This window comes from Pseudomonas sp., from assembly GCF_026224925.1.
Classification (GTDB): Bacteria; Pseudomonadota; Gammaproteobacteria; order Pseudomonadales; family Pseudomonadaceae; genus Aquipseudomonas.
The window spans coordinates 1-7,986 of sequence record NZ_JAMFRV010000367.1 but is presented as its reverse complement, the minus strand read 5'-3'; the positions used below and the strand labels follow the sequence as shown (position 1 = coordinate 7,986).

Below are 7,986 nucleotides of genomic sequence, written 5' to 3'. Positions count from 1 at the left end.
GTGGCATACCCGTGGTGTTGTTGCACGGCAGTTTCTCCAACAGGCGCTTTTGGTATTCACCCAAAGGTATCGGCTTGGGCGCGTATTTGGCCCGCGCCGGGTTTGATGTGTGGATTGCGGAAATGCGCGGTCACGGTCTTTCGTCGCGCAATCAACACTATCGACGCAACCGCGTCGCCGATTACGCACGCTACGACTTGCCGGCAATTGGGGCGTTTGTGCGTGAGCAAAGCGGGCAAACTCCCCACTGGATCGGCCATTCGCTGGGCGGCATCACGCTGGCCGCAGCGCTGGGTGGGCATTACCTCGGTGCCGACACTGCAGCTTCAGTAGCGCTGTTCGGCAGCCAAGTCAGCCGTAACTATTGGCCCTTGAAAGTGCCGATTGTGGAGTGGGGTGCACGCCTGCTGCTCAAGCGTTTTGCTCACATTTCAGGTTCGCGTTTGAAGCGCGGGCCGGAAGATGAGCCCATTGGCCTGGCGCTGGAATGCATGCGTTGGTACGGACTGTTCAGCCGCTTTGGCGATAAAGACCGCGATTGGTGGGCTGGCTTGAGGGAGGTGCAGGTGCCCGTCCTGGCCGTGGCCGCCGCTGGTGATCATCAGGACCCGCCTTGGGCCTGTCGCGCCCTCAGTGAACAATTCGCGTCGCTGCAGCGACAGTTTGTGTGCTTGGGGCGGGCTCAAGGCTTCAGCGACGATTTTGGTCACGTTGAAATGCTGGTGAGCAAAGGCGCGCAAACCCAAGTCTGGCCGATGGTGGTCAGTTGGTTGCGCGACCCTTCGGTCTCGTTGGGCAGTCAAGTCCATGCGCGACCTGATGTCAGCGGTGCAAGCGTAGGTGCTTGAGGCGTTTCACCGGCTGCAAGATGCGGCTAAGCTATGGCGCATTACGCTGTTTCAGCTATTTTCGGATCGCGGTTCTCACGCTATGTTTTATCCCCTTGAGCGACTGATCAATTTGAGCGAGGGCTACCGGCAGACCTTCAAGGTCGCTGGTCGCGACCTGCTGCTAATGGTGGTCGATAATCAGCCGCTTCTGCTCGAAGACAGTTGCCCGCATCAAGGCGCACCCTTGCGCACCGCCACGCTTGTGGGTACGGTCTTGCGGTGCCAGCGCCACGGCATCGAATTTCAGCTGCCCAGCGGGCGGGCGTTACAGCCCGCCTGCCCGAACTTGAAAATGTTCGCTTTGGTCTACGACAGCGATAGGATCGGCATCGATGTGTAGCCTGTCCGTATATACCTCATGAAACAGTCGTTCTTTCACTGAAAGGAGTTCACCCATGCATTACATCACTCCCGATTTGTGCGATGCCTACCCAGAGCTGGTGCAAGTCGTAGAACCGATGTTCAGCAATTTTGGCGGCCGCGATTCGTTTGGTGGCGAAATCGTCACCATCAAATGCTTCGAAGACAACTCGCGGGTCAAGGAGCAGGTTGAATCGGCTGGCAAGGGTAAGGTGTTGGTGGTCGACGGCGGTGGCTCGCTACGTTGCGCGTTGCTCGGCGACATGCTGGCCGAGAAAGCCGCCAAAAACGGCTGGGAAGGGTTGGTCATTTATGGCTGCATTCGTGACGTGGACGTGGTCGCACAAACCGATCTCGGCGTCCAGGCGCTGGCCAGCCACCCGAAGAAGAGTAACAGGCAGGGCGTTGGCGATCTGAACGTTGCCGTGACCTTTGCCGGTGTTACTTTCCGACCGGGTGAATATGTATACGCCGACAACAATGGCGTCATCACTTCACCGTCTCCGCTGAAAATGCCCGAATAACAGGACGCCGAATGTTCGACGAAACAAACGCGCAATGGGGGCTGGTGCATGCCCTGGTGCTGGACGGTCAAGGCGGGGCGCGTTTCATTGCTCGAACCGATTTGGAAGGTCTTCAATTGCAGCCGCAGGAAAGTGTCTGGCTGCATTGGGACCGAGGTCATCCACAGACCCAAGCCTGGTTGCGTAGCGCCAGCGGGCTGAGTGAGTTCAGTTGCGATTTGCTGCTGGAGGAAAACACCCGGCCGCGACTGGTGCCGCTACCCAATGCGGAGCTGTTGCTGTTTCTGCGTGGGGTCAACCTCAATCCTGGCGCTGAGCCCGAGGATATGGTGTCGGTGCGCATTTTCGCCGCGCCGCAACAGGTGATCTCCCTGCGCTTGCGTCAGTTACGGGCTACCGATGAGTTGATCGAGAGCTTTAACGCGGGTAATGGTCCTAGAACTGCGTCTGAACTGATTCTCCACCTTGCTCAATACCTTACCGACAAAGTTCAGGCGTTGGTCGCCGAGCTGTCTGAGCTGGTTGATGAAGAGGAAGAAAAAATAGATGCCGATGAACGGTATGTGTGTGAGCACGGCGACATGCTGCATATCCGCCGTCGTGCGGCCGGTTTGCGTAGGTTCTTAGCTCCGCAGCGGGACGTTTACGCGCAATTGACCCGTAACAAAGTGCCCTGGTTTGTTGAAGACGATGCCAATTACTGGAATGAGTTGAACAACAGCTTAACGCGGTATCTGGAAGAGTTGGAGCTGACCCGTGAGCGTGTAGGATTGGTCCTGGAGACCGAGGATAGACGTCTTAGCCAGCGAATGAACCGAGTCATGTACCGTTTTGGCATCATCACGGGTGTGTTCCTGCCGATGACCTTTTTGACCGGTTTGCTCGGGGTAAACGTCGGTGGAATTCCTGGTTCGGGCAATCCGTATGGTTTTTTGATTGCCTGTTCGCTCATGGGCGCCGTCGGCATAGGTCAATATTGGTTGTTTCGACGCTGGCGTTGGGTGTAAATGTTCGAATTTATTCGCTACCAAATGACTCAGTTGTGACTCAGACGAAATTTGCTGCGTCTTTCAGTGACATTGCGTGAGGTACCTATGCACGATCCGTTCGAAGAATCACTGCGCGACATGCTCAATTCATCATCCTCTATCCGGGATGACGACGCTTGCCTGGGCCGCGTGTTGAAAACCGCAAACCGTCAGGTCGGCGCCGGTGATTTGTTCAAGCTGCTCGGTCGTTGGTCACAAGCGTTGATGATTGGCCTCAATAACGGCTCGCCGCATGTGTCTCCGGTTTCTCGACGCACTCTTTCTTCTGCTCGTTCTGCTGATAAGGCTGATTGAATATGGAAATCAACCTCTGGACGCAGAGTCTGGTCACTGCAATGACCGTGCTGTGGACCAAAGTCGCTAACTTTATTCCTAACCTGTTTGGCGCGCTGATCTTGGTGCTGCTGGGTTTTGTTGTCGCCAAGCTGCTGGACACGTTGCTGTCAAAACTGCTCGCCAAGCTGGGCCTTGATAGGCTGATGGGCGGCACTGGGTTGACCAAATTGATTGCTCGGGCCGGCGTTCAAGTGCCGATTTCGACCTTGGTTGGCAAAATAATATATTGGTTCGTGCTGCTTATATTTCTGGTTTCTGCCGCTGAGTCGCTTGGCCTTGAGCAGGTGTCGGCAACATTGACCATGTTGACCCAGTACTTACCTAAGGTATTTGGCGCTGCCCTGGTATTGCTGGTCGGCGTGCTGCTGGCACAATTGGCCAACGGGCTGGTGCGTGGTGCTGCCGAGGGGGTAGGGATCGACTACGCCGCAGGCTTGGGAAGAATTGCCCAAGGGCTGGTCATCATTATTAGTATTTCGGTCGCAATCAGTCAGTTAGAGGTCAAAACTGACCTGCTCAATCACGTGATTGTGATCGGTTTGATTACCGTTGGTCTGGCGGTTGCGCTGGCAATGGGCCTGGGAAGTCGTGAAATTGCCGGGCAAATATTAGCGGGAATATATGTGCGTGAGTTGTACCAAGTGGGGCAACAAGTGCGTGTGGGCGATGTCGAAGGGCAGATCGAAGAAATTGGCACGGTGAAGACCACCTTGCTGACCGATGAGGGAGAGTTGGTATCATTGTCCAACCGAATCCTTCTCGAACAGCAAGTGAGCAGCCGCTAACCCGGTAAATCCTGCTAATGTATGCCGCCACAAATCGCCGACTGTACGGCAGTGGCGGACATTGACCTGATTGATTTGACTGTCGGCATGAGTTTTTTTGAATAAGCCCCAATCGCTGTCCATGCGCTACGACCCCCGCGAACTCTCCGATGAGGAGTTGGTGGCGCGGGCGCACGTCGAGCTGTTTCATGTGACTCGCGCGTATGAAGAGTTGATGCGACGGTATCAGCGAACACTTTTTAACGTGTGCGCACGTTATTTAGGGAACGATCGCGATGCAGATGATGTCTGTCAGGAAGTGATGCTTAAAGTGTTGTATGGGTTGAAGAATTTTGAAGGAAAATCTAAGTTCAAAACCTGGCTGTACAGCATCACTTACAACGAATGTATTACGCAGTACAGGAAGGAACGGCGAAAGCGTCGCTTGATGGACGCATTGAGTCTGGACCCACTTGAAGAGGCGACGGAGGATAAGACTCCCAAACCTGAAGAGCGGGGTGGGCTTGATCGCTGGCTTGTGTATGTGAATCCAATTGACCGAGAAATTCTGGTGCTACGATTTGTCGCAGAGTTAGAGTTTCAAGAGATTGCGGACATCATGCATATGGGCCTGAGTGCCACCAAAATGCGCTACAAACGTGCGCTTGATAAATTACGTGAGAAATTTGCCGGCATTACCGAAACTTAACTCGGGGTAAATATCTCTAACGTTCAGGCAAGGTCTGATAGACTTGCCGCTGAGTTGGCTTTCAGTACGAGGGCCGCTTAACAATCACCAGATGGGGATTTAACGGATGAAACTTAAAAACACCTTGGGCTTTGCCATTGGTTCTATTGTTGCCGCAGCTTCGTTCGGCGTTTTGGCGCAAGGCCAAGGCGCTGTCGAAGGTGAAGCTTTCTACCAGAAGAACTACAACGACAGCGTCAATCACGTAGAAGACGGCCGCACCGCTGGTGCTTCCATCGGCTACTTCTTGACCGACGACGTCGAAGTTATCCTGGGCTATGGCAAAACCAACTACACCCGCTCGAACGACGGTACTGGTAGCCAGAAAATCCACGGCGACACTTCATCGTTGGCTGGTATGTACCACTTCGGTACTGTTGGCGACGCTATCCGCCCTTACGTTTCCGGCGGTTTTGCTCACCAGAGCATGACTGGCGTTGAAGCTGACGGTTACAAAGGTCGTGACTCTTCCACCTTCGCAACCATCGGTGCAGGTGCCAAGTGGTACATCACTGACAACCTGTATGCACGTGCTGGCGTAGACGCTGACTACAAACTGGACAATGGCAAATGGGACTACGCTCCTACCATTGGCCTGGGCGTGAACTTCGGTGGCGGCTCCAAGCCAGCACCGGCACCAGCACCAGCTCCAGAGCCAGTTGCTGAAGCACCTGTAGAAGCTCCAGTGGAAGCTGCTCCACAAGTCGTACGTGTTCAGTTGGACGTCAAATTTGACTTCAACAAATCTGTCGTTAAGCCTAACAGCTACGCCGACATCAAGAACCTCGCTGACTTCATGAAGCAGTACCCACAAACCAGCACCACTGTTGAAGGTCACACTGACTCCGTCGGTCCTGATGCTTACAACCAAAAACTGTCTGAGCGCCGTGCAAGCGCTGTCAAACAAGTTCTGGTTAGCCAGTACGGTGTTGGCGCTGGTCGTGTGAGCTCGGTTGGTTACGGCAAAACCCGTCCAGTTGCAGACAACAAAACTGAAGCTGGCCGCGCGATCAACCGCCGCGTAGAAGCCGAAGTTGAAGCAAAAGCTGCTCAGTAATCTGTAGCTAACGTTTCAAAAGGAAGCCCGGCCTAGGCCGGGCTTTTCTTTGCCTGCGATTTGATGATTGGCTCAAATCTACAGGCAGACAGCACTCCCTGTGGGACCGAATTCATTCGGGAATCGGTCTTACATTCAACATCATCGGGATCTGATACGACGCCTTCCCGAATGAATTCGGTCCTACAGAAGTCGGATATCGCTGGCTTCAGGCAGAGCGCGCCTGCTCTATCAAACCTGCCTGACTCGCCGCCACTTCGCCGATCACTAGTATCGCCGGGCTTTTCAGCTCGAAGGCGAGGGCGTCGGTTTGCATCTGCGCCAATGTGCTGCGGCATTCGCGTTGATGGGGCAGGGAGGCGTTTTCGATCATTGCCACCGGTGTGGTTGCTAACAGCCCGCCAGTCAGCAGGTTGTCGCGGATTTCCGAGAGCTTGGCTACGCCCATGTAGACCACTAACGTGGTGCCACTTTGCGCCAAAGCCTGCCAGTTCAGGCTGCTGTCATCCTGTGTATGCGCAGTGACCAACGTCACACCACGACTCACTCCACGCAATGTCAGGGAAATTCCACACTGGGTCGCGCCAGCCAAGCCCGCAGTAATTCCGTTGACCAATTCCACTTCAATACCCTGCGCACGCAACCAATCGGCTTCTTCGCCACCGCGTCCGAAAATGCATGGGTCGCCGCCTTTGAGCCGCACCACGCATTTTCCCTGGCGGGCGTAACGCAGCATCAGCCGGTGAATGAAGGCTTGTGGCGTCGAACGACAGCCGCCGCGTTTACCCACCGCAATCACCCGCGCGCCCACACAATGTTCGAGAACCGCGACGTTAACCAAGTCATCGATCAACACCACATCGGCTTCGCGCATGGCACGCACGGCCTTGAGTGTCAGCAACTCAGGATCGCCAGGACCCGCACCCACCAGCCAGACTTTTGCGCTCATGCTCTTACCCTCATTGATGGATCGCGACCGGTAGCGGATTAACCGCTATCAGCCGTTTGATTTCCGGCACGCAGGAGCCGCATTGGCTGCCGCAACCTAATTGTGTTTTCAGTTGAAGCAGGTCCAGACCGCGACCGATCCCGGCCAATACCGCGCTTTCGCTGACGTTCATGCAGTTACACAGCGTCTTGCTGCTGCGTGGCATGGCGGCGGCGCTGCCGGGTGGGGTGCTGATCGGTGCCAGCAGCCAACGCCGCAATTGCTCGTCCGCTCGGCCTTCCAGCCATAAGCTTTGCAGCCAATGGCGGGCGATGGTCTCGCCAGCGAGACGAATCGCAACGATCCGGCCATTCTCGATACGCACCCGCTTGCCAATAGAGCGGCGAGGGTCGTCGTAAGACAGCACCGGCCCTTCGTTCAGGCCCAGCAATTGATCGATCTGCGTCAACAATTGATTGTCGGGCGCCAGGGGGCTGGCGGCGCGGATGAGCAGCGCAGGGCGTTCACGGCCTGCCAGGCTCAGGCTTACATAGGAAAACGCCTCACACAGCGGTCTCAGCGCCTCAATTTTGCTTTGTACATCACCTTCCACCAGTGCAAACAGCTGCCACGGTAAGGTCACCGCTTCGATGCGCACGCCGGTGTGTTTCAATTCAGGTTGTTTCGAGAGCGGGTCAAACGCCGGCTGGGTCAGAATGTTTACGCCGCCCTTGAGAAAACGATCCCCCCAATGCATGGGCAAAAAGGCTTGGCCTGGGCGGATGCTGTCGTCGCTGCTGACCGGTACGATCAGGCTGCCACGGCGGCTTTTCAGGCTCACTAGGTCGCCTGCTTGTAAGCGATGGCGACGCATTTCATCCGGGTGCAAGCTCAACACTGCCTCGCTGACATGTCCGAACGCCTGCGCGGCAGTGCCGGTGCGGCTCATACCGTGCCATTGATCACGCAAGCGGCCAGTGTTCAGCGTCAACGGGAAGCGCGCGTCACGCGTCTCCTTTGCTGCGCGGTACGGTTCGGTAATGAACGTGGCACGACCAGATTCAGTGGGGAAAATCCCATCGCTGTACAATCGTGCAGTGCCCGTTTCGGCGCCGGACGGAAAGGGCCATTGCTGCGGGCCACGTTGCTGGAGCAGCGCGTAGCTGATGCCGGACAAATCCAGATCGCGTTCGCGTGTCAGTTGCTTGTATTCATCGAACAACGCTTGGGGCTGGTGGAAGGCGAACAGGGTTGGTTCACCGGGGCGCAGGCGCTTTTCAAGACGCTGGGCGAAATCCACAGTAATCGCCCAGTCAGAGCGGGCCTCACC

General features: G+C 55.8%; 10 protein-coding genes. 8 read left to right on the top strand and 2 right to left on the bottom strand.

Annotated elements, in window-relative coordinates; translation table 11 throughout:
* The 8 genes from M0974_RS16005 to M0974_RS15970 all read left to right on the top strand — a co-directional run.
* A partial coding sequence (locus M0974_RS16005) for an alpha/beta fold hydrolase (protein ID WP_297838612.1) occupies positions 1-848 on the top strand: 848 nt, incomplete at its 5' end.
* Between the two features lie 82 nt (positions 849-930).
* A complete protein-coding gene (locus tag M0974_RS16000; protein WP_297838609.1) occupies positions 931-1,230 on the top strand; it encodes a Rieske (2Fe-2S) protein in 300 nt (99 codons plus the stop codon).
* A gap of 55 nt (positions 1,231-1,285) precedes the next feature.
* On the top strand, positions 1,286-1,774 hold the full coding sequence (rraA, locus tag M0974_RS15995; RefSeq protein WP_297838608.1) for a ribonuclease E activity regulator RraA: 489 nt from the start codon (positions 1,286-1,288) through the stop codon (positions 1,772-1,774).
* 11 nt (positions 1,775-1,785) lie between these two features.
* The gene (locus tag M0974_RS15990; RefSeq protein ID WP_297838607.1) at positions 1,786-2,781 is read left to right on the top strand and encodes a zinc transporter ZntB; all 996 of its coding nucleotides are present in this window, start codon (positions 1,786-1,788) and stop codon (positions 2,779-2,781) included.
* Positions 2,782-2,868: 87 nt separating this feature from the next.
* Complete coding sequence (locus M0974_RS15985) at positions 2,869-3,117, top strand: CrfX protein (RefSeq protein WP_297838606.1); 249 nt, start codon at positions 2,869-2,871, stop codon at positions 3,115-3,117.
* A 2-nt stretch (positions 3,118-3,119) separates the two neighbouring features.
* On the top strand, positions 3,120-3,944 hold the full coding sequence (locus tag M0974_RS15980; protein ID WP_297838603.1) for a mechanosensitive ion channel domain-containing protein: 825 nt from the start codon (positions 3,120-3,122) through the stop codon (positions 3,942-3,944).
* Between the two features lie 97 nt (positions 3,945-4,041).
* Positions 4,042-4,632, top strand: a complete 591-nt coding sequence (sigX, locus tag M0974_RS15975) for an RNA polymerase sigma factor SigX (RefSeq protein WP_297838601.1) — start codon at positions 4,042-4,044, stop codon at positions 4,630-4,632.
* A gap of 106 nt (positions 4,633-4,738) precedes the next feature.
* On the top strand, positions 4,739-5,728 hold the full coding sequence (locus tag M0974_RS15970) for an OmpA family protein (protein WP_297838599.1): 990 nt from the start codon (positions 4,739-4,741) through the stop codon (positions 5,726-5,728).
* A 208-nt stretch (positions 5,729-5,936) separates the two neighbouring features.
* Here M0974_RS15970 and cobA read toward each other — a convergent pair whose 3' ends face one another.
* Together cobA and M0974_RS15960 are read right to left on the bottom strand one after the other, a co-directional pair.
* The gene (gene cobA, locus M0974_RS15965; RefSeq protein WP_297838597.1) at positions 5,937-6,677 is read right to left on the bottom strand and encodes a uroporphyrinogen-III C-methyltransferase; all 741 of its coding nucleotides are present in this window, start codon (positions 6,675-6,677) and stop codon (positions 5,937-5,939) included.
* A 10-nt stretch (positions 6,678-6,687) separates the two neighbouring features.
* Positions 6,688-7,986: molybdopterin dinucleotide binding domain-containing protein (locus tag M0974_RS15960; RefSeq protein WP_297838595.1), on the bottom strand; the 1,299-nt coding region annotated here is incomplete at its 5' end.